Origin of the sequence: Rhodococcus tibetensis (assembly GCF_024438035.1) — a bacterium.
In the GTDB taxonomy this organism is placed as follows: Bacteria; Actinomycetota; Actinomycetes; order Mycobacteriales; family Mycobacteriaceae; genus Rhodococcus_F; species Rhodococcus_F tibetensis.
The window spans coordinates 150,322-169,033 of sequence record NZ_JANFQF010000013.1 but is presented as its reverse complement, the minus strand read 5'-3'; the positions used below and the strand labels follow the sequence as shown (position 1 = coordinate 169,033).

At 66.9% G+C, this 18,712-nt stretch carries 19 protein-coding genes; 2 read left to right on the top strand and 17 right to left on the bottom strand.

Features of this window, described 5'->3' with window-relative positions; all coding sequences use genetic code 11:
* Positions 1 to 41: 41 nt before the first annotated feature.
* From NOF53_RS17125 to NOF53_RS17090, 8 genes are read right to left on the bottom strand one after another with little or no spacing between them, the layout of a single operon-like run.
* Positions 42 to 980, bottom strand: a complete 939-nt coding sequence (locus NOF53_RS17125; RefSeq protein ID WP_255970836.1) for a DODA-type extradiol aromatic ring-opening family dioxygenase — start codon at positions 978 to 980, stop codon at positions 42 to 44.
* A gap of 6 nt (positions 981 to 986) precedes the next feature.
* Positions 987 to 1,892, bottom strand: coding sequence for a fumarylacetoacetate hydrolase family protein (locus tag NOF53_RS17120; protein ID WP_255970834.1), 906 nt, complete (start codon positions 1,890 to 1,892; stop codon positions 987 to 989).
* Between the two features lie 40 nt (positions 1,893 to 1,932).
* Positions 1,933 to 2,634, bottom strand: a complete 702-nt coding sequence (locus tag NOF53_RS17115; RefSeq protein ID WP_255970832.1) for a 4-carboxy-4-hydroxy-2-oxoadipate aldolase/oxaloacetate decarboxylase — start codon at positions 2,632 to 2,634, stop codon at positions 1,933 to 1,935.
* Positions 2,634 to 3,341 carry a PIG-L deacetylase family protein gene (locus NOF53_RS17110; RefSeq protein WP_255970829.1) on the bottom strand — a complete coding sequence of 236 codons (708 nt, stop codon included), beginning with the start codon at positions 3,339 to 3,341 and terminating at the stop codon, positions 2,634 to 2,636. The genes NOF53_RS17115 and NOF53_RS17110 overlap by 1 nt, the downstream gene beginning before the upstream one ends.
* Before the next feature lie 44 nt (positions 3,342 to 3,385).
* Positions 3,386 to 3,736, bottom strand: a complete 351-nt coding sequence (fdxA, locus tag NOF53_RS17105; protein ID WP_250773786.1) for a ferredoxin — start codon at positions 3,734 to 3,736, stop codon at positions 3,386 to 3,388.
* A complete protein-coding gene (locus tag NOF53_RS17100; RefSeq protein WP_255970823.1) occupies positions 3,733 to 5,394 on the bottom strand; it encodes an FAD-dependent oxidoreductase in 1,662 nt (553 codons plus the stop codon). The genes fdxA and NOF53_RS17100 overlap by 4 nt, the downstream gene beginning before the upstream one ends.
* Entirely contained in the window at positions 5,391 to 5,825 is a 435-nt protein-coding gene (locus NOF53_RS17095; RefSeq protein ID WP_255970821.1) for a nuclear transport factor 2 family protein, read from the bottom strand. Before NOF53_RS17095 ends, NOF53_RS17100 begins: the two co-directional genes overlap by 4 nt.
* Entirely contained in the window at positions 5,818 to 7,056 is a 1,239-nt protein-coding gene (locus NOF53_RS17090) for a Rieske 2Fe-2S domain-containing protein (RefSeq protein WP_255970819.1), read from the bottom strand. The genes NOF53_RS17095 and NOF53_RS17090 overlap by 8 nt, the downstream gene beginning before the upstream one ends.
* A gap of 229 nt (positions 7,057 to 7,285) precedes the next feature.
* Here NOF53_RS17090 and NOF53_RS17085 point away from each other — a divergent pair, with 229 nt between their 5' ends.
* Positions 7,286 to 8,035 carry an SDR family NAD(P)-dependent oxidoreductase gene (locus NOF53_RS17085; protein WP_255970817.1) on the top strand — a complete coding sequence of 250 codons (750 nt, stop codon included), beginning with the start codon at positions 7,286 to 7,288 and terminating at the stop codon, positions 8,033 to 8,035.
* A gap of 25 nt (positions 8,036 to 8,060) precedes the next feature.
* On the opposite strand, the gene NOF53_RS17080 is transcribed toward NOF53_RS17085, so the two are convergent.
* The 9 genes from NOF53_RS17080 to NOF53_RS17040 all read right to left on the bottom strand — a co-directional run bounded on the left by NOF53_RS17080 (position 8,061) and on the right by NOF53_RS17040 (position 18,021).
* The gene (locus NOF53_RS17080; protein ID WP_255970816.1) at positions 8,061 to 8,684 is read right to left on the bottom strand and encodes a TetR/AcrR family transcriptional regulator; all 624 of its coding nucleotides are present in this window, start codon (positions 8,682 to 8,684) and stop codon (positions 8,061 to 8,063) included.
* A 36-nt stretch (positions 8,685 to 8,720) separates the two neighbouring features.
* Complete coding sequence (locus NOF53_RS17075; protein ID WP_255970814.1) at positions 8,721 to 9,776, bottom strand: LLM class flavin-dependent oxidoreductase; 1,056 nt, start codon at positions 9,774 to 9,776, stop codon at positions 8,721 to 8,723.
* A gap of 32 nt (positions 9,777 to 9,808) precedes the next feature.
* Positions 9,809 to 10,582, bottom strand: a complete 774-nt coding sequence (locus NOF53_RS17070; protein ID WP_255970812.1) for an SDR family NAD(P)-dependent oxidoreductase — start codon at positions 10,580 to 10,582, stop codon at positions 9,809 to 9,811.
* On the bottom strand, positions 10,579 to 12,192 hold the full coding sequence (locus NOF53_RS17065; RefSeq protein ID WP_255970810.1) for a class I adenylate-forming enzyme family protein: 1,614 nt from the start codon (positions 12,190 to 12,192) through the stop codon (positions 10,579 to 10,581). The genes NOF53_RS17070 and NOF53_RS17065 overlap by 4 nt, the downstream gene beginning before the upstream one ends.
* A gap of 20 nt (positions 12,193 to 12,212) precedes the next feature.
* Positions 12,213 to 13,073: a 3-hydroxybutyryl-CoA dehydrogenase gene (locus tag NOF53_RS17060; RefSeq protein ID WP_255970808.1), complete on the bottom strand. Its 861-nt coding sequence runs from the start codon at positions 13,071 to 13,073 to the stop codon at positions 12,213 to 12,215.
* 52 nt (positions 13,074 to 13,125) lie between these two features.
* Positions 13,126 to 14,181, bottom strand: coding sequence for a 2-oxoacid:ferredoxin oxidoreductase subunit beta (locus NOF53_RS17055; protein WP_308213835.1), 1,056 nt, complete (start codon positions 14,179 to 14,181; stop codon positions 13,126 to 13,128).
* A gap of 15 nt (positions 14,182 to 14,196) precedes the next feature.
* The gene (locus tag NOF53_RS17050) at positions 14,197 to 16,038 is read right to left on the bottom strand and encodes a 2-oxoacid:acceptor oxidoreductase subunit alpha (RefSeq protein ID WP_255970879.1); all 1,842 of its coding nucleotides are present in this window, start codon (positions 16,036 to 16,038) and stop codon (positions 14,197 to 14,199) included.
* A gap of 807 nt (positions 16,039 to 16,845) precedes the next feature.
* Positions 16,846 to 17,328 carry a VapC50 family PIN domain-containing toxin gene (locus NOF53_RS17045; RefSeq protein ID WP_255970806.1) on the bottom strand — a complete coding sequence of 161 codons (483 nt, stop codon included), beginning with the start codon at positions 17,326 to 17,328 and terminating at the stop codon, positions 16,846 to 16,848.
* Positions 17,329 to 17,427: 99 nt separating this feature from the next.
* The gene (locus NOF53_RS17040) at positions 17,428 to 18,021 is read right to left on the bottom strand and encodes a TetR/AcrR family transcriptional regulator (RefSeq protein ID WP_255970805.1); all 594 of its coding nucleotides are present in this window, start codon (positions 18,019 to 18,021) and stop codon (positions 17,428 to 17,430) included.
* 206 nt (positions 18,022 to 18,227) lie between these two features.
* Between NOF53_RS17040 and NOF53_RS17035 the strand changes: the two genes are divergently transcribed.
* Positions 18,228 to 18,452, top strand: coding sequence for a hypothetical protein (locus tag NOF53_RS17035; protein ID WP_255970804.1), 225 nt, complete (start codon positions 18,228 to 18,230; stop codon positions 18,450 to 18,452).
* Positions 18,453 to 18,712 lie beyond the last annotated feature (260 nt).

Below are 18,712 nucleotides of genomic sequence, written 5' to 3'. Positions count from 1 at the left end.
CGCGAACGATCGTTGATCCACGCGTTGAGTAATGGTGCGGGTCAGGACGCCAGGACCCACTGGGCAAAGCACATGCCTACCCCGTACCCGGATTCCGTGCGATACGCCGGGACATAGTCGAAGACATCAGCGGGGGCCTGCGCGCAGGCGTCCGCGATGATCCAGTCTGTGATTTCCGCTGTGCCGTTGAGTCGCAGGGGCAGGCCATGGTGCTCGTGTGCGCGCCGTAGCTCGTCATCCCCGATCGATCCCCAGGAGTTAAGGTCGTTCGACCGCATGGCGGCGAGCACCCGGGCGTCGAGTTCCTCGTCCAGCACAAGGTGACTGAGCCCACCGGACGCGAGGACCGCGACCCGCGCCTGCGAGGGCGCGGCGGCGATCGCGGCGCGCAGCGCCCGGCCGAAGGCCACACAGCGGTCCACGCTCGGCACGTTCGGCGGGTTCCACACATTGGTCATGATCGGAAGCAGCTCGAGACCGGAGTCCGCGAGGTCGAGGAAACGCATCGGCCAGCTGACCGCGTGGCCGATGCCGTACTCGTCTGAGGTCTCCGACACGTGGGCGATATCGAACCCGTTGTGGCACAGATACTCTAAGATTTTCCTGCCCAACTGGTGGGCAACCGGAACGGAGATCCGGAACAGGTCGGGGCCCTCATCACGTCGGTTCGCGGCACTGGCCTCGATCTGCTCACCGAGGAACATCTCGAACACCGGCGCCGAGCGCGGCCCGAAGTTCTCGCCCTGATCACTACCCACGATGAGCAGCACATCGGGCTCCGCAGCCAGGATGGCGGCGCGCAGTTTCGTCGTGGCGATGTCGTACCGGGCCTGGTGCTCGTCCCAATGGTCGCGCACATTGCCCACTAACTTCTCCAGGGAGGGTCGTGCGATGTTCGGCTCCAGCGCGGGCCAGTCGGAGACCGGCGCGATCAGCGCGGGGCTGTGCGAGGTTCCGAAGACCCCTACAAGATGTGCCATGTGTCCTCATGCTCCAGTGTCGATGATGTGGTTGTTCTGGCGGCCGAGCCCGGTGATCTCGCTTTCCAAGAGGGATCCGGGGCGTAGCCACTGCTGGGGTGTGCTGGCCAGGCCGACACCGGCCGGGGTGCCGGTGCTGATGACGTCCCCGGGTTCGAGTGTCAACGTCCTGCTCAGGTCCGAGATGAGTGTGGCGACGTCGTGGATCATCAGCCCCGTGTGCGAGCGTTGCTTCTGCTCGCCATCGACCCAGCACCGGAGCTCGAGGTCCTGCGGATCAGGAATTTCGTCGCTCGTGACGATGAACGGTCCCAACGGTGAGGAACGTTCGATGCTCTTGCCCTTCCACCATTGATTCCGCGACAGCTGCACGTCGCGGGCGCTGACGTCGTTGAAGACGGCATAGCCGAAGACGTGGTCGAGTGCTTGCGACCGTCCGATATTGCGACCGGCCTTCCCGATCACCACCGCCAGCTCGACCTCCCAGTCCAGCTGCGTGCTCACCCGCTCGTCCCAGGGGATGGCGTCGAACGGGCCGCAGACGCTCCGCACGTCCTTGGTGAAGTACACCGGGGCGTCGGGAACGTCGATCTCGCCGACCGCGCGCTGGGACTCGTCGATGTGCTCGCGGTAGTTGACCCCGACGCAGATGACGTTGCGCGGGAGCCGGCCCATCGGCGCGAGAAGGGTGAGTTCCCCGACATGGCCGGCAATATGGTCCGATCCGGACTGCTCACTGAGCCGGTTCAGGCGTGCCGTGCCACCGGCACCGAGCTCGACCCAGCCCGCCAGCGTCCGAGGCAGGTCCACGTCCCGACCGTCGACGAGCGCGGTCGCGTCGATGACCGAGTCATCGGCGCGAACGACTCCGAGGTGTGGCAGTCCGCCGGACAGGAAGGAACACAGGCGCATGAGATGACCTCTCGAATGGTGTCGTGAAAGCCGGACTTATCTAGTGCGGCTCGGGTATCCGTTGGACGCCGACCTTGCGCAGCTGTTCGTGCAGCTCCGGAGACAGGCCCGGCCAGCGGCCGGCCGCGATGTCTTTCAGTAGCACCGCCTCCCGCTCGACCCGCTCCTTGCCGCGGGCGAGAACCTCCCCGGCGGACTCGCGGGGTACCACCACGACACCGTCGTCGTCGCCGACGACGATGTCCCCGGGCCGCACCGTGGCACCGCCGGCGACGACCGGTGTGTTGACCCAGCCGGGCCCGCCCTTGGTGGTACCGGTGGCGGAGACGGTCCTGGACCACACCGGCAGTGGGAGCCGGCGCAGTTCCCGGACATCGCGGACTCCGGCGTCCACGACGAGCCCGGCAGCGCCGCGCGCAAGGAGGATGCTGGAGATGATCTCGCCGACCATGCCGGCCGTGGACGGGGCCAAGTTGGCAACGACCAGGACGTCACCCTCTTGGCACAGGTCCAGGGCCGCCAGCAGCATCAGGTTGTCGCCGGGCTGGTTGAGGCATGTCACGGCCGGGCCGGCGACCCGGGATCCCTCGACGAGCGGCTTGATCGCGGGATCCATCAGGCCACTGCGACCCTGCGACTCGTGCACCGTCGCGACGCCGAGTTCGGCGAATTCCACCGAGAGCGCGCCCGCTGTGCGGTCCACTCGAGCGAAAATCGACGGACTGATTTGGTGGTTCGTCATCAGAACAGGTCCCCGGCCGCGGGCAGGAAGCGCTCGAACGCCTCTGCGTGTGTGACCTTCCGCTCGAGCAGGAGCCCCGCCATGATCGCCCGATAGCGGGCCCGCTGCTCGTAGACCTCGATCATGAACTGCTGCACCTGCGAGCACTGCATCATCTCGAGTTTCTGGTCTGCGACGTCGCTGATGTCGATGTAGGTGTCGGGCGTGAAGTCGCAGAACTCGGGAAACTCCGGTTCATAACCGTGGATCTGGCGCACGACGTGCCGCGCCGCTGCGGGGAGACGTCCGTGCGCGCGTGACCAGATCGCGGCGGCCTCGACCAGGTCGGCCGTCGCGACGTGATCGGGGTTGTTGGGGTCTCGTCGGCCGTGGGTGAGTACGACATCGGGTCGAAGTTCGCGGAGCAGCCGAACCATTTCGAGGCGGCGATCGTTGTCGATGACCATCGGGTAGTCGCCCCAGTCATAGGTGCGTAGTTCCACACCGGCCACGGCCGCGGCCTTCTCCGCCTCTCCCAGGCGGAGCGCTCGGACCTTCTCGGCCGTCTGGCCGGGCTCTGCCCACGCCGACGCGGACTCGCCTCGCTCCCCCATCGACAGGCACACGACGGTCACGTCCGCCCCGGCTTGGACGTACTTGAGAATTGTTCCGCCCGTGCGCCATACCCAGTCCATGCCGTGCGCGCTGACGACTGTCACCTTGGTCATGTCGTGTCTCCTTGTTTCGTGTTCGCTCGAGGTCGGTGTTGCGGTCAGTGGTCGGAGCCGGCTCGCGGCATCGCGCGGACGTAGCTGCTGTCCGCTGCAACGGGTCCAAGGCTCCGGGCCCCGCCGGGAGAGCCGATGGGTTCGTCGCGGCCTGGTAGCACGGTCTGGAAGAACTCGATTGCGTCGGCGACGAAAGGTTCGAAGTCCTCGTCGTCGTCCCGGTCGGAGGCGATCGCCTCTACCGGGCAGGCCGGCTCACAGGCACCGCAGTCGATGCACTCGGCGGGATTGATGTACAGCTTGCGTTCGCCCTCATATATGCAGTCGACCGGGCATTCCTGCAGGCAGGACCGGTCCATGACGTCCACGCACGGGGCCCCGATGACGAAGGTCACGATGTCACTCCCTGCTCGTGTGCATATGTTCCGATGGGGCGTTGCGCCGTGAGGTGCCGGCCGGCGCCGTAGCCGAACGCCAGGGCCGGGCCGATGGTCGCGCCGGCCGCCCAGTAGCCGTCGTTGGACGGCGACGCGGCGCAGTTCCCCACCGCGTACAGGCCGGGAACCGGGTCACTGTTTTCGTCGAGCACCTGGCCGGTGGTCGTGGTGCGCGGCCCGCCCTTGGTGTCAAGGGTCCCGAGACCGATCAAGACCGCGTGGTACGGCCCCGCCTCGCTCAGGGGCGCCATCACCGGGTTGGGTCCGCCCCCGGCGCGTGGTTCACCGGTGAAGAACATCTCGATCGGCTCGACGCCACGACCGTGGTCTGCATCGACGCCCGCGGCCGCCAAGTCGTTGAACCGCGCGATGGTCGCTGCGAGGTTTGACCGGAAGTCACTTCTCAATCGCGCGCCACCGGTCACGGATCGTAGTGATTGCAATCGGCTCTCGAGCCCCGCGCACAACTGTTCCCAGCTATCGCCCGAGACGAGGTGCGAGGTGGATTCCCCCGGCAGCGCGAGCGGGTAGGCGAACTGTTCGGTGGAGAACAGTTGCTCGGTTCGGCTGTCGAAGAGCAGCACCAACAGCTCAGGCGCACCGTCACCGAGGTGGATTTTGGCCCGATCACTGTAGAACAGCTTCTCGTTACCGACGCGGCGCCCCGCGAGATCCACGATCAGCGACGAATCTCCTGGGGCCACCCACATTCCGGCTCGCGTCTCGGTGGAGCCCTGGTGAGTGTGCTCGATCGCGACCTGGTCCCACCATGCACACTCCATGTTGTGCAGCGGGATCCCGAGGGACTCGAGGGCGCCGAGCGCGTCACCGGTATTCGCCGGGGCGGCGCACCCACCCCAGACCCGCGCGGGCAGGTGCTGTTCCCTGCGTCCCGGGTCGTGAGTGAAGCCCCCGACCGCGAGCACCACACCGAGTCGTGCCCGGACCTCGCAGTCGCGGGCGTTCTCGAGATCGCGGACGACCGCACCGACCACCCGACCGCCGTCGACGAGCAAGTCGGTGAACGCCTGACGCGTCGCGACCCGTACGCCCAGCCGCCGCGCGGCCGCGGTCAACTGCGCGACAAGATCGGCACCATCAGTCGGCCGGCCCTCGTCGTCGGCGGGGCACAGGGCCCGGCCATACACCCCGCCCTGTTCCGGCAGGCCCATGTGGTAATCCGGAAACCTTAGCGCCAACTCCATCGTGGAGCGCAGCGCCCCGATGCCACCGAGGAACTCGACCGCTTCGGATGCGAGCCCGTAGTAGCCGCTGATGAGGTCGTGTTCCCATTTAGTCAGCCCGAACAGGGCATCGTCGGCGCGGTAGCGGTCGGGGGCACTGACTCGGGCCATGTATCGAACGGCACGGTCCTCGGGATCGTCGATGCCGCGTTCGTCCATCAGGTGGTTACCGGGAATCCAATACACACCGCCCGATTTCGCGGTCGTCCCACCCACGGTGCCGGCCTTCTCGAATAGCTGCACGGTGCATCCTGCCGCGGCGGCGGTCACCGCAGCTGCGAGACCCCCTGCGCCGGAGCCGAACACCACGACGTCGGCCACTGAGTCGGCTTCGCCCGCTCTCACGTCAATGCCACGAGTGTCAGATCTCATCGCGACTGCTCCTTGCTCGCACCGAGGCGCGTGTCCAACTGAACGACCCTGCTGCCGAAGCGCCATCCGTCGGGGGTGCGGACCAGGTTGTCCGTGTAGCGACCGGTCGCCATGAGTGTGGGCTGTTCCTGGGTCGGGTAGCGGCGAAACATCAGCAGGTTGCAGCGTTGCTCGGCGCGATCACCGTCGACCGTCACTTCGGGATCGAGGGTCATGTGCAGGATGCCCCATCCACGGGACCGGCAGAACTGACCGAGCTCGGTGTGCCCGGTGTACGTGACGCCTTCGCCCGCGACTTCCAGGCGCCCGGATTCGAGGAAGGTTCCGGCCCACTCGGTCGCATCCGCGTTGTCGAAGCACCGGTTGTAGGTTGCGGTCAGCTCGCGGATCGCCTGCCAGTCCGCGAAGTCGACACCGGTTGCGCTAGACATAGCGCGCCTCACCGGTCGCCGCGGTGCGCCAGTCGTCACCGGTGTCGAGCGTCATCGCGACGCCGGCGGTGCCCGGCCGGGCGAACGGATCTGCCTGCCCGAACACCTCCGCGTTCTTCTCATGTGTGCGAACGGAGTTCAGCAGCATTCGGCGGGTCCTGACTACCGCGATGTCGCTGGTGCCCAGCTTCTCCCGGCTGCGGTCGACGATCGGACCCTGGCTCTCCTGGATCGCGACGTCCTCGAGGACGAGGTTGCTGAACCCGGAGAAGTGCCCCGCGGCCATGAGCGCTCGATCCTGTCCCCAGCTCTGCTTGCCGCGGACCAGCTCGGCGAAGTCGTCCGGTGCTCCCGTCAGGTCGCGGTACCAGAAGTGCGTGTCGGTGTCCTCGGTGAGCGGATGGTCGTCGTTCCACCGGATGAACCATTGCCGAGAGTGCTCGTCGTCGATGGGCGTTCCGATGATCGCGATCCGATCCTCGTCGCCGGTCGGGATGTACGCCGTCCACGGCATGACGAATTCGGTGACCCGCACGTGCATCCGGTCCGCACCCGCGTGTCGGATGGCGGCGAACCGGATGCCGTAGCCGGTGTCATCGGATTCGTACCGCGGCGCCGAGTCCTCGGCCGTCTCGCCCAGGCTGCCGCTGCTCTGACCCAACCACGACTGGTGAAGGATCGACACGTGCGAGGAGTCCAGGGTGCCCTCCACCGCCTGCAGCCAGTTGCAGTTCGTCTCCGCTGCCAGGGCGCGGACGTGATCCGCGGGGACATCGTCGAACGGGAAGCGGGGAAACGACGGCGGATCGTCGTGCGCCCCGAGATACACCCAGACCACCCCGCCGGCCTCGCGTGCGGGGTACTTGCCGACCGCGATCTTGTCGGCCATGTCCGTCAGGCGCTCCGCGGGCTCGGACGGCACCTCCACGACCGTGCCCGTGACGTCGATCTTCCAGCCGTGATAAATGCACCGCAGGGCGCAGTTCTCGTTGCGGGCCAGAGCCAGTGATGCCCCTCGGTGCGGGCACGCCTCGTCCAGAAAGCCCACTTGTCCATTCGTGGCGCGGAAGGCCACGAAATTCTCACCGAACAGTCTCACCTGCACGGGCGCGCCGTCGGCGACCAACCGCTCCGAGCGGACCGCGGGCGTCCAGTACTCACGCAGGTACGCGCCCATCGGCGCTGCACCCTCTACTCGGGTCAGGAGTTCGTTGTCTTCATGCGACAGCATGCGGATCCTCCACTCGTCCACGCCTCACAGTTGGGCGGGCTGAATCAGTCTCGGGGCCAAGCACTTCGGTCGAAGAGCTGGCTGCATCCAGGGGGCTGAACTGTTATCCTGTCACTCGGAAGGGTAACGCGGTTTCGTGGAGGAAAGCAAGACCTAGATCACATCAACATCTATTCGTGGCCCGCACCACACCGTGAAGGCGGGTCCGATCACACACAGGAGGTAACAAATGCAGATTCCCGGAGCAGTAGCCGTGGTCACCGGCGCCGGCGCGGGGTTGGGCCTAGCCACCGCGCACCTGCTGTCACAGCGCGGCGCCCGAGTCGCGGCTCTCGACCTGACGGCCCCGCCGGGCGAGGCCACCGACACCTGGCTTCCGCTCACCGCGGACGTCGGCTCGGCCACCGAGGTCGACGCGGCCTTCGACGCAGCGGTATCGGCGTTCGGCCGGGTGGACATCGTGGTGCACTGCGCGGGAATAGCCGGAGGCTTTCGACTCATCGGCAGGGACGGGCCGGTGGATCCCGGCCGGTTCACCAGGGTGATCGACGTGAACCTGGTGGGCACCTTTCACGTTCTGCGCGCGGCCGCGTGGCGGATGAGCAGAGACCAGCGACCGGACGGGGAGAACGGCGTAATCGTCACTACCGCGAGCATCGCCGCCTACGAGGGACAGCAGGGACAGCTGGCCTACTCGGCGTCGAAGGCCGGTGTCATCGGGATGTTGCTACCGGCGGCGCGAGAACTAGCCCAGTACGGAATTCGCTGCACCGCAATTGCTCCCGGCGCTTTCGAGACGGCGCTCACGACGGACCTCCCGGCAGAGTTGCAGGAACAGCTGACCGCGTCGGTGGCTTATCCGCAGCGCCTGGGCAGGCCGACCGAATTCGCCGACCTGGCATGTGCGGTCATCACCAACGAGATGCTCAACGGTGAAGTCATCCGGTTGGATGCGGGCGCGCGGCTCTCACCACGCTGACCGCCTCGTAGAACAGGGGCGGGTTCTATTTTGTGCCCGCCCCTTTCACGCGTCGTGGCTGCGGCCGCAGGCCGTCGAAGGCCATGTCGATGATCTTGTCGACGAGCGGCCGCAGCGGTCCGTGGTCGTCCTCGTGGTACCAGAATGCACACCAGCTCATGCTGCCCATGAGCCCGTTCACCGTGAGTTCCGGATCGACCTTGCGGAAAATGCGCTTGCGTGAGCACTCCGCGACCACCTCCTCGAAGGTCCGCTGGTATTGGCGGACAACCGCCGGCTGGTGGCGACCGTTCGGCGCGGACGGCGAGGTCCACAGCTGCATGAAGCCGACCAGCACGGGGGACGATACGCGCAGGGTGCAATGCTCGGCGTGGAAGTAGAGGAGCTCGCGGAGCCGCTGGTCCGGCGTCAGGTCGCTGCGCTCGGCGATCTTGGCGAGCTCGTGCTCCGCGACGTCGGTGAAACGCGCTTGGATCAGCTCGACCAGCTCTTCCTTGGAAGCGAAATAGGTGTTCAGGCTGCCTTTCTTGATGCCGACGGCGTCGGCGATGTCCTGCAGGCTCGTGCCGTCGATGCCTTTCTGGCGGATCAGCTCGATGGCGGCGTCCAGAACTTCGGCGTGCCGCTCGGCGGAGCGCTTGGGTGGCATCGTCTTTCCCCTCCGGCAGGTAGGCGTGGCCCACGCTTACCGCGGCGGCGGTTGGCCTTCCGCCGTGGCACGCAGGCCGGGCACCGTTAGCCTACCGAACGTCTGGATGGCGTCGAGCACCGCGTCGTGCGGCATGTAGGGGTGATAGAGGCGGAAGCACAGGTGCGAGTCGGTGCGGCGGGCGAATCTGTGCTCGTACGGTCGCAGGGCGGCGGTGACCTCATCTACGGTGCCGATGAGATTGTATTCGCGGACGGCGTCGTCCGAGGTGAGTTGGGCGTGCGCCGCGACCGGCTTACCGGCTTCCTCTGCGGCCCACCGGGCGTGCACGTCCATCGTGTACGTCATGCCTCGCCGCGCGAGTTTCCAGCCGAGTTCCGGGTCCTCGGCGATGAATCCCGATCGCAGTTGACCGAACGAGAACGATTCCCGTCGCTCGTCGGGTGCCGATTCGAGCACGCGGGAATAGGTCGACATGATGGCGTCGAAGGGAGCGCACACCCCGAAGTAGCCGTCGCCCAGTCGCCCGGCGCGGGCGAGCGCCCGCGGGCCGGTGCCCCCGAGCCAGATGGGCGGGCCGCCCGGGGTGAACGGCTGTGGTCGGACGATCGCGCTGTCGATCTTGTGCACCCGCCCGTCGAAGGCGAATCGCTCACCCTGCCATGCGCGCCGCAGGACCTCGACGGTCTCCTCGAGCGCCCTGCCCCGTGTGGCCGGGTTGGCGCCGAAGGCCCGGAATTCGCTGCGCCGCCACCCCGTTCCCATGCCAAGGATGAAACGGCCGCCAGACATCTGATCGAGGACCGCGACGTCCTCGGCCAGCCGGAGCGGGTCGTGGAAGGGTGCGAGCAGGACCGCGGTCCCTACGACCAGCCGGGTCGTGCAGGCGAGGATCGCCGACGCGAGAGGCAGCACCGAGGGTAGGTAGCCGTCGTCGGCCCCGTGATGTTCGCTCAGCCAGATCGAATCGAGACCGACCGCTTCGGCCAGCTTCGCCTGCTCGATGATTCGGGCGTACTCGTCATGAAAGCCGATGTCCTCACCCGGCGGTACCTGTCCGGTGTACAGGCCGATTCCATACTGCACGTTCATACCTCCGTTACTCGAACGCTATGGATAGGGATCTATGTGGCCGGCGGTAGGGTGACCCACCCGCCGCCGTGAACTGCGATCTCCGCGCCGCTGACATAGGAGGCGTCCGGCGAGCACAGGAAAGAGACGACGGCCGCGACCTCTTTGGGCTCGCCGCCGCGCCGCGATGCGATGGCCGCGATGTTCGCCTCGAGCACCGCCGGATCGACGTCTCGGACAATGTCGGTGAGGATCGTCCCCGGCAGCACCGCGTTCGAGGTGATACCCCGACGTGACACCTCGAACGCCAGGCTCTTCGACATCGCCAGCAGGGCACCCTTCGAGGCGCCGTACCCACTGTCGCCGGGGCCGCCGGTCGCGCCGAGCACCGAGCTGATGAACACCACTCGCCCCCAACCGGCGTCGTACATGTGGGGCAGCGCGGCACGGGTGACCGACCAGGCCCCGCGGACATTTGTGTCGAGCATTTGCTCGAGTTCGTCCGGGGTCTGCCGGATCATCGCCCGCGAGCGTTGAACGCCCGCATTATTGACCACCACGACCGGTGGTCCGAGCTGTGAAGTGGTCTCAGCGACCAGTTCCTCGCCCGCACCCGCCACCGAGATGTCCGCCTGTATCGCGGCCGCGTTGCCCCCGTTGGCGATGATCTGCTTCACAACCGCCTCGGCGTCCTGGGCGGATCTTCCGTAGTTCACCGCAACGCGGTATCCCTGCGCCGCCAGGCGCAGCGCGCACGCGGCACCGATCCCGCGGGAGGCCCCCGTTACGAGTGCAACCCTCGGCGGCTCGTCGTTCGATATCGTCATGACACGTCCCTTTCGTGCGCTGCCCAGTGCGGGCGACGAAGCGCCAGCTTGTCGATTTTGCCGGGGCCGGTCCGGGGCAGCTGTGCGTGGAATTCGTAGGAGCGGGGAATTTTGTAGCCGGCGATCAGTTCGCGGCAGTGCCGGTCCAAGTCGGCGTCGGTCGTCGCCGCACCCGGGCGGATCACCACCGCGGCGTGCACCTGTTCGCCCCATTGTGGTGACGGGACGGCGATCACCGCGGCCTCCACCAGGTCCGGGTGTCGGGCCAGGGCGGCCTCCACCTCCGCCGCGTACACATTTTCGCCGCCGCTGATGATGGCGTCGCCCGCCCGGCCCACCAGGTAGAGGTAGAAGCCGTCATCGCGGTACGCCAGATCGCCGGACCAGTACCAGCCGTCGCGGAACCGTTCCCGGGTGACGTCGGGCTGTTGCCAATATCCCAGCGCGAAATTCGGTCCCCGGCCAATGATCTCGCCCGTCTCCCCGACCTCGCAGTCGGTGCCGTCCGGTCGCACCACCCGCACCTCCACCCCGACCACCGGCCGGCCCGCCGACCGGAGCACCTCGCTCCCGAGGAGCCGGTCCTCGTTCGGGAGGAAGCTCAGGATCGGACCCGCCTCGGTCATGCCGTAGGACTGGGTAAACGAGCAGCCCAGTCGCGCAATGGCCCGAGTCAGCAGTGTCGGTGAGATGGGCGCACCGCCGTGCACCACCAGCCGCAACGACGACAGGTTCGGATCCCGCCCGGTCCGGTCGAGGTACTCGAGCAGCAGGGTGAGCATGGTCGGGACCAGGAAGGTACAGGTCACTCCCTCTGTCTCGATTGCATCGACGACGGCCTGCGGGTCGAAGCGCGCTACGACCACGTGTTTTCCGCCCGCCCAGGTCATCGGGTAGGTCGACATACCATCGCCGAGGTGGAACATGGGCGAGCAATGCAGATACACGTCGTCGGCGCCGTAACCGACGCCGGCGATCATGTGCAACGCGTTCGCGGTGAGGTTGGCGTGGGTGAGCATCGCACCCTTGGCCCGGCCCGTGGTGCCGCCCGTGTAGAAGATGGCGGCGAGATCGTCTGCCTTTACGTCGAGTATGCGTCGCCCACCGGATACCTCACCCGAATCTGCGAGCACCTGCGCGAAGGTGACAACCCCGACGCCGCCGCACGCGGTGATCGCCTCTGCTCGCGCTCGATGTTCCTCGTCCACTACCACCACGACCGGGTCGCAGTCGCCGAGCAGCTCGATCAGCTCCGCGTCGGCGAGCCGGGCATTGAGCGGAACCAGGACATGACCCGCCGCCGGTATCGCGAAGTACGCGGCGAGGTACTCGGCGCTGTTGGCACCGAGAATTGCGATCCGGTCACCGTGCTGCGCACCGCACCGGGCCAGTCCGGCGGCCATGTGCTCGCACCAGGAGAGCAGTTCCGCGTAGGTGAGCCTGGTCGTGCCGTCGACGACCGCGACCGCCGCACCATGCAGGGCGGCGGCTCGCTTCAGCGTCCAGCTCAGGCCGGGTGCCACGGTGACCGCGGTACCGGTGCCGCCCGCATCGGAGAGCGACCACGTCACGGCCGGTGCCACGGTCAGGCTGGCGTCGTCGATCGGCACGAGTCCTCCTTCGCCGGTGATCATCGGGAGTACGTGAAGAAGCCGCGTCCGGTCTTCTCACCCAGAAGCCCGGACTCGACCATGCGCAGCAACAGCGGCGGCGGGGCGAACTGGGCATCCTTGAACTCCTCGTACATCGAGTTCGATGCCGCCAGCAGGATGTCGAGTCCGACGAAATCGGCGAGGGACAGGGGGCCGAGGGGATGAGCGCAGCCCTCAACCATGCCCTGGTCGATGTCGGCGGCGGAGGCGAATCCGGCCTCGAGCATCCGCACAGCCGACAGCAGATACGGCGTGAGGAGAGCGTTCACCACGAATCCCGCCCGATCTTGGGACCGGATCACGATCTTCTGCAGGTCCTCGCTCGCGAACCGCTCGATGCGGTCGATCGTCGATGCCTCCGTGTGCAGCGTGGGCACCAGCTCGACGAGCCGCAGCGCCGGAACCGGGTTGAAAAAGTGCAGGCCGACGACGCGCTGCGGCTGGGTCGTCGCAGCTGCCAGCTTCGTGATCGCAATGGACGAGGTGTTGGACGCAAGGACGGCGGTCGGTGCGGACACTGTCTTGTCGAGGGCGGCGAACAGCTCCACCTTGACGGGCTCGTCCTCGACGACGGCCTCGATCACCAGTTCTCGGTCGCCGAGTTCCTCGAGTATCGCCGTGTAGCGGAGTCGGGAGAGCGCCTCGGCGCAGTCGGCGCCGGTGATCTTGCCCGCTGACACTGCACGGCGCAGCGAACTTTCGGTCCGCACCCGGGCCGCCTCGGCCCTGCCCGAATCTGCCTCGCAGACTACGACATCGGCCCCCGCCAGGGCGCATACGCGGGCGATGCCCGTTCCCATGAGACCGCCACCCACGACGCCCACCTGATCGATGATCAATTTCTTCCTCCTTCGTTGGTCCCTGCAGTTGGGGTGTATCGGTGACGCCGGCCTACTCTGGGTCCGGGCCCACGAGCCAGGTATCGCTTCCCGCGATGACCGCGGCGAGATCGGGGGCCGGGCCGTCGCGCCGCGAGTCGACGAGTTGCTCGTTGACCAGGTCGTCGTAGGCGGGACGGGCCACATCCCGGAAGACGCCGAGCGGCGTGACGCCGCCGGGCCGGTCCGCCAGGCGCGAGAGCATGAATGCGATCGATGAGTCCTGTTCGTGGACATCGTGGATCAGCAGGGCGTCATCATCGGCGTCGTCGAGCGCCACGATCTCCAGACCGCCTCGCGGGGTGACCCGCACACCCTTTCTAGCGGTGGACCCGAAGACCACCGGTTCGCCGTGCCGCAGCCGGACGGTGACGTCCTCCCGGGTGTCGGGGTTCTTCAGCGCGTCGAAGGCTCCATCGTTGAAGATGTTGCAGTTCTGCAAGATCTCGACCAGCGCCGTTCCCCGATGCTGGGCCGCGGCTCGCAGGACCGAGGTGAGGTGGTCGCGGTCGGAGTCGACCGTCCGCGCGACGAAGGTCGCCTCCGCGCCCAACGCCAGCGAGATCGGGTTCAGCGGTCGGTCGATCGAGCCGGCCGGCGTCGACTTGGTGATCGTGCCCGCCGCGCTCGTCGGCGAGTACTGTCCCTTGGTCAGTCCGTAGATCTGATTGTTGAACAGCAGGATCTTCAGGTTCACGTTCCGTCGCAGGGTGTGGATCAGGTGGTTGCCGCCGATGGAGAGGGCGTCGCCGTCTCCGGTCACGACCCACACGGACAGGTCCGGACGCGACATCGCCAAGCCGGTGGCAATCGCGGGGGCACGACCGTGGATCGAGTGCATGCCGTAGGTGTTCAGGTAGTAGGGGAATCGGGAGGAGCACCCGATCCCCGAGACGAAGACCATGTTCTCCCGCGCGAGCCCGAGCTCCGGGAGCAGCCCCTGCACCGCCGCCAGGATCGCGTAGTCCCCGCATCCTGGACACCAGCGGGCCTCCTGATCGGTCTTGAAGTCGTTGGGAGTCAGGGTGCCTCGGATTCCGGGCGCGTGGCCCTCGCTCGCGTGCGCCATGAGGTTGTCGAGCATTCAGATCAGCTCCTCGATCCGCGCGGCAAGCTCCGCCGCGGTGAACGGCAGACCACGAACGCGGTTGTATCCGACGGCATCGACGCCGAACGTGGCCTTGATCAGCAAGATGAGCTGACCGAGGTTCAGCTCGGGGATGAGCACCGTTCGGTAGCGGTCCAGCACCTCGCCGGTGCGCGGGGGAAAAGGATTCAGATGGCGGAGGTGGGCCTGTGCCACGCGGCCTCCGCGTCCGCGCACGGCAGACACGGCCGCACAGATGGCGCCGTAGGTCGATCCCCACCCGAGGACGAGTACGTCGGCGCCCTCACCCGGGTCATCGACCTCGAGGGGCGCCACATCGTTCGCGATGCCCGCAACCCTGGCCGCACGAAGCCGCACCATCGACTCGTGGTTGTCCGGGTCGGAGGAGATAGTTCCCCGGCCATCGAGCTTCTCGAGGCCCCCGATGCGGTGCTCGAGGCCGGGAGTCCCCGGTACCGTCCACGGCCGCGCCAGCGTCTCGGAATCCCTGAGGAACGGCCAGAACTCGCCGCCGTGGTTCGGCTCGGTCGTGAACCGCACTCCGATGTCCGGAAGCTCATTTAGATCTGGCAGCCGCCATGGTTCCGAGCTGTTCGCGAGATGCGCGTCGGAGAGCAGGATTACCGGTGTGCGGTACTTCGTCGCGATCCGCACCGCCTCGTACGCCACGTCGAAGCAGTCCGAGGGCGAGCGGGGTGCGAGCACCGGCACCGGTGATTCGCCGTTGCGGCCGAACATCGCCTGCAGCAGGTCCGCCTGCTCGGTCTTCGTCGGCATGCCGGTGGACGGTCCGGCTCGCTGGATGTCGCACACGACGAGCGGCAGCTCCAAGGCCACCGCGAGACCGAGTGCCTCCGCCTTCAGCGACATGCCGGGGCCGCTGGTCGAGGTCACGCCGAGGTGACCACCGAACGAGGCGCCGATCGCCGCCGCGATCCCGGCGATCTCGTCCTCTGCCTGGAAGGTCCGCACCCCGTGGGCCTTGTGACGGGCGAGTTCGTGCAACAGGTCGGACGCGGGAGTGATCGGGTAGGCGCCGAGGAACAGTGGTATTCCCGCCCGCTGCGCGCCCACCAGCAGACCGTGAGAGAGCGCAGTGTTGCCGGCGATGTTGCGGTAGCGCCCCTGTGGCAGTCGAGCGGGGCGTACCTCGTACCGCGCCGCGAAGGTCTCGGTGGTGTCTCCGAACGCGTAACCGGCCCGAAACGCGGCAATGTTCACGTCTGCGATGCCGTCGGGGAATCGGCGGCGCAGGAACTGGACTGTCGATTCGGTGGGCCGGTCGTACATCCAGCACAGAAGCCCCAGGGCGAACATGTTCCTTGCGCGCTCGGCGTCCTTCTTGCCGATCGGGAACTCGCGCAGTGCCTCGACCGTGATCGAGGCCAGTGGAACGGCATGCAGACGGTAGCCATCGAGGGTGCCGTCCTCGAGCGGGTTCGATTCGTACCCGACCCGCCGCAGGCTCCGGCGTTTGAATTGGTCGCTGTCGACAATGATTTCCGCCCCGGTAGGAAGATCCGCCAGATGCGCCTTCAACGCCGCCGGGTTCATCGCCACCAAGACGTCGGGTCGGTCCCCCGCCGTCTGGATGCCGTGGTCCGCGAACTGCAGCTGGAATGACGACACGCCAGCGAGAGTTCCTGCCGGCGCTCGGATCTCGGCAGGAAAGTCGCGCATGGTGGAAAGATCGTTGCCCAGGAACGCGGTTTCTCCGGTGAACCTGTCACCGGCCAGCTGAACACCGTCGCCGGAGTCCCCAGCGAACCGAATCACGACACTCGACAGTCTTTGCTTCTCAACAGAACTGACAATCATGGAGGTCACCGCTCCTCGTTCCGGAGTTGCCGACGACAGGCGCGAGAATGCCCGGCCATCGGACCCGACCACAGAATCGGATCGGCTTGTCCGAGGAATCTAACCCCTTCCGATCGGAAGGTCAATACCCACCCCACGGCGGCGCCAACTGAGGAGTTGACCGCGACTGTGACCGAACATGAGCCCCAACATCAACTATGCGTGCCGATCCGTTTTCCCTGGAAGCGCGGTCCCACGGATTCATGACGCCCCGTCATGCACCCGAACCGGGAGACCTGCCCCATGTACGACAATGCCTAGTTGATCGCCCGGCGCGATCGGTGGCAGCACCCATCCCGTCTGGCGCACGGACTCAGCCGCAAGCGCGTGCCGCGGGCCAAACCTTGACGCCCAACAGCGAAACGTACTGCAGAGCAGTCGCGTTCAACTCTGCAGGCAGTGAGGCGGACCATTTCGTGCCCGTCGCATGTTGGCGCACGGCGCCCGAAGGAGTGGATTATGGGAACAACACGCAATGCTAGGGCACCAAGGCGTCCGCGGAGCCCGGCCCGCGGATGTGGTGGTGCTGGCCGTGCCGTCCGCACAGCGCGGCGTCGATAACGCCACGACCACTGCCAGCTGGGAGGTGGGTACGCATTCTTTGCCGAGTCTCTCGCGTTGGGCGGCGAGTTTTTGTTCGCTGCAACCGGCCCGACCACCCAACGGTCCGTGTCCACACCCCGGCGAACGGCAAAGGCCGTCGTGGCCATCGCACACGCTGGCAGAACAATCTGGCGCGCGACCGAACCCACCTGGTCACTCCCCCGCTCAGCGGCGGAGCGCAGCCGCGGAAATAGGAAGCCCCGCCGCCACCAGCCGGCACACACATCGGCCGGGATTCCCGGGTGGATTGCGCCACGCCGCGGCGGTCGCACTCACCGCCTGATGTACCCGCACCCCGTCGAGGTGGAACAAATCCATCACGAACTCGCCCGGATGCTCGGCTTCGATACCGAACTTCGCGAGCTCCGAGGCGGGGACATCCAGCAGATTCGCGGTAACGAGAATTTGGGCGCCGACGCGGATCACCGGACCCAGCACATGCCGATAATCCTCGTCCGGCATCGTGAGCGCAGGGATGAGTCTCTCGTATCCGGCGACCGGGGAGTCCGGTACCGCCCTGTTCAGCCTGCGCAACGTTCCTGTCGGGATGTCCGGGCGATCCTCGGCTAAATTATGGAGCATCTCGTCGAGGATGCGATCGGTCCAACGGGCGTGTACGAGGCCAGTCTGCAGAAGCCGGATCAGCACACTGATAGAACACTCACACAGTTCGCCCCTGATGCGTGCCGATCACCGCCTGCCGGTCGCCGCTCTACTGTGGTCGCGGGGCGCGGTGATCGGCGCTCCTTACTCGGTCAGGTCGGGCCACAGGGTGCGCAGGAGTCGGTCGGCCCAGTCGTCCTCGACGGTTCCGTGACGCAGCGCCGCGGCGAGGTAGGAGCCGATGATGATGTTGATGGTCTCGTCGGTGTCGAGGTCCGCCGGTAGGGAGCCGGCGGCGATGCCGGCGGCGAGAACATCGATCATGGTGCGGCGGCGGGCGGCGGTGACGGCCCGGAACAGGTCGGTGAACTCGGGGTCCTGATCGGTCAGGATCGCCGCGATCGTCCCCATCCCGGCTTGCTCCTCGAGGACCCGGCGGGTGTCGTCGAACATCCACCGCAGTTGCTGCCGAATCGGCAAGTCCCCCGGAATGCGGGGGGCGTCCTCGTCCACGGCCGCCGCCAGCGCAGCCCGCAACATCTGCGCCCGGTCCTGGTAGTGCCGGTAGATGGTGGTCTTCGCGACACCCGAGCGTGCGGACACCGCGTCGATGGTGACCCGTTGCGGGCCCTGGGCGCGCAACAAGTCGAGGGTGGCCTCGATGATCCGGGCAACGCTGCGTTGTCCGCGCAGCGCATAGGGCGGAGCCTGCGGCGATGGACCGTCTGTCGTGGGCATGTTGTCGCGTCCTCTCAGTCGTGGTCCTGCTTCTCTCGGCCTGGCCGGGGCGTTTCCCGCCGCCCGGGTGCGGTCGGTGAACGACGCTCAGCGAACCCTCAGAATCTTTCGCTACGCTTATCGTATCGTAGCGTCACGTTGGTGGTGCACCTGGCAGCCGGTGTGACGTCACGAGCGACATCCGCTTTCACAGGAGGAAGCACGAGATGACACCTACATTCACACTCGAGCGAGCAGATCGGTCGTTCACGACGAGCGCGCACAACCCCACCGGCCATGACGCGTGGTCCCCGGTCGTGCCGCTGATCGCGGTCGCCGCGGCGGCGCCGACCGCCGCATTCGCGGCAGTCGTGGCCCATTCCGTGACCACCGGCGCCCTGATCGCGCTGCTGATGTTCGCGGCCGTCGTCCTGGCTGCCCGAATGATCTGACCGAGCGTGCACGGACGTCGGCCGTAACCGATGCCCACCTACAACAGGAATCCCAGCAATGAACCTGCCCCGAACACCCACCCACACCCTCTACGGATCGACTCGCCTACGGCGGATCGATAAGCACCCTCGACATCAAAGCCCACATCGAGGCCATGTTCGACCCGGCCCGCACCGGACACACCCGCTGCACGGAACCGCCCGTCTCCGCACCCACTGAGACTTGGTCACGTCGAGTTCCCTGAAACCTCCACGGGCAC